Genomic DNA, 1205 nt, shown 5'->3' with positions numbered 1-1205 from the left:
GCGAAAACGAAATTCGCCGACCTGATACACCGCTGGGCCGGGCTAAAAAAATGTCAGACGCGCTCGACCGCGGACTTGATGAGGACGACATTGCGGTGTTGTTTGGCTGCAGCGTTCAAACCGTTCGTGCAACACTCTCCCTTCTCGATGCCACCCAGGCCGTCCGGGAAGCGGTGGAGTCCGGTACGGTGACAGTTACTCAGGCACGTCAACTGGCATCACTGAAACCCCAGGAGCAGCGCGAAAAAGTTGCAGAAATCGAAGCGGCGACCGCTGGCACTACCGGCCATGAAAAAGCGCGTCGTCAGCGTCAGGTTCTCGGCGATAAAAAACCGCGCATTAAAACTCGCAAAGAAATCACGAAAGCCCTTGAAGGTGCCAGCGGTGAATACGCTGATGCTCTGCGCTGGGTGCTCGGGGAGGCTGTATGAATAACGAATTAACAGCAGCACAGGCGACTATCGAGAAATGCCGGGAGATAACAGGTTGTCCGGATGGTGTGGATTTGCAGGACTGGGTTAAGCAGCTGGCTGCGGAGAATGTGGGGCTGAAAGATTGCATTGTTAAGCATTATCCCGCAGTAGAACACTGGAACTCATGGGCAGACGCAGAAGACAAAATACAGAGTGCGCTCGACACCCCCGCCACAGATCGCATCGTAGCCGGGATTAAGGCTGATGCTGCAGCCCCGCTGGTGAGCGCTCTTAAGGTGATCGCAAATTCAGAACAGCACAACGGCGATACGGTTGTTTGTGATTTTGACACGCTTATTTCTGTTGCCGCGGGCGCACTGCGTGACTACTACGCCAAGCAGCTGCGCGAGGGGGCCGACAAATGATCACCGGGACCACGAATTACGATGAAGTTCCTGATGTTCGTTGCGCCTTGTGCGGCGGTTATTACAAAACCGATGCTCCGGAAAGTCACGAATGCGAAGAGGAAGCCCATGACGAAATTGAATGTGATATCTGCGGCTTCAAAAGCACAGACCCGGACGGTGCTCACTACTGCTGCGAGGATAACTCCGATGACTGATATCACCGAACTGACAAGCGTACAAAAAAACGCAAATATTCACCGTTTATCCAGACTTATTGCCTGCGCACCTAACGATGAATTGCGCCAATTGGCTGTTGAAGTTGAGCAATACACTGATCAACTCATTGAGGCACTGGAGAAGGCGCAGACCATCAACGCAGCAGCCG

At 53.4% G+C, this 1205-nt stretch carries 3 protein-coding genes; all 3 read left to right on the top strand.

All coding sequences use genetic code 11. The annotated features are described in order from the left end of the window. Positions 1-431: ParB/RepB/Spo0J family partition protein (locus HMPREF3178_RS31745; RefSeq protein ID WP_416371861.1), on the top strand; the 431-nt coding region annotated here is incomplete at its 5' end. Next, the gene (locus HMPREF3178_RS15045; protein ID WP_070585288.1) at positions 428-838 is read left to right on the top strand and encodes a hypothetical protein; all 411 of its coding nucleotides are present in this window, start codon (positions 428-430) and stop codon (positions 836-838) included. The genes HMPREF3178_RS31745 and HMPREF3178_RS15045, both read left to right, overlap by 4 nt. Next, positions 835-1035, top strand: a complete 201-nt coding sequence (locus HMPREF3178_RS15040; protein WP_070585286.1) for a hypothetical protein — start codon at positions 835-837, stop codon at positions 1033-1035. Before HMPREF3178_RS15045 ends, HMPREF3178_RS15040 begins: the two co-directional genes overlap by 4 nt. Positions 1036-1205 lie beyond the last annotated feature (170 nt).

The organism is Klebsiella sp. HMSC09D12 (assembly GCF_001808475.1).
Taxonomy (GTDB): Bacteria; Pseudomonadota; Gammaproteobacteria; order Enterobacterales; family Enterobacteriaceae; genus Klebsiella; species Klebsiella oxytoca.
This window is presented reverse-complemented; position numbering and strand designations above follow the sequence as displayed.

What these genes read in the sequence shown, in the direction of transcription:
- HMPREF3178_RS15045 (WP_070585288.1), top strand. Translation starts at nt 428, where the DNA reads ATGAATAACGAATTAACAGCAGCACAGGCGACTATCGAGAAATGCCGG.
- HMPREF3178_RS15040 (WP_070585286.1), top strand. Translation starts at nt 835, where the DNA reads ATGATCACCGGGACCACGAATTACGATGAAGTTCCTGATGTTCGTTGC.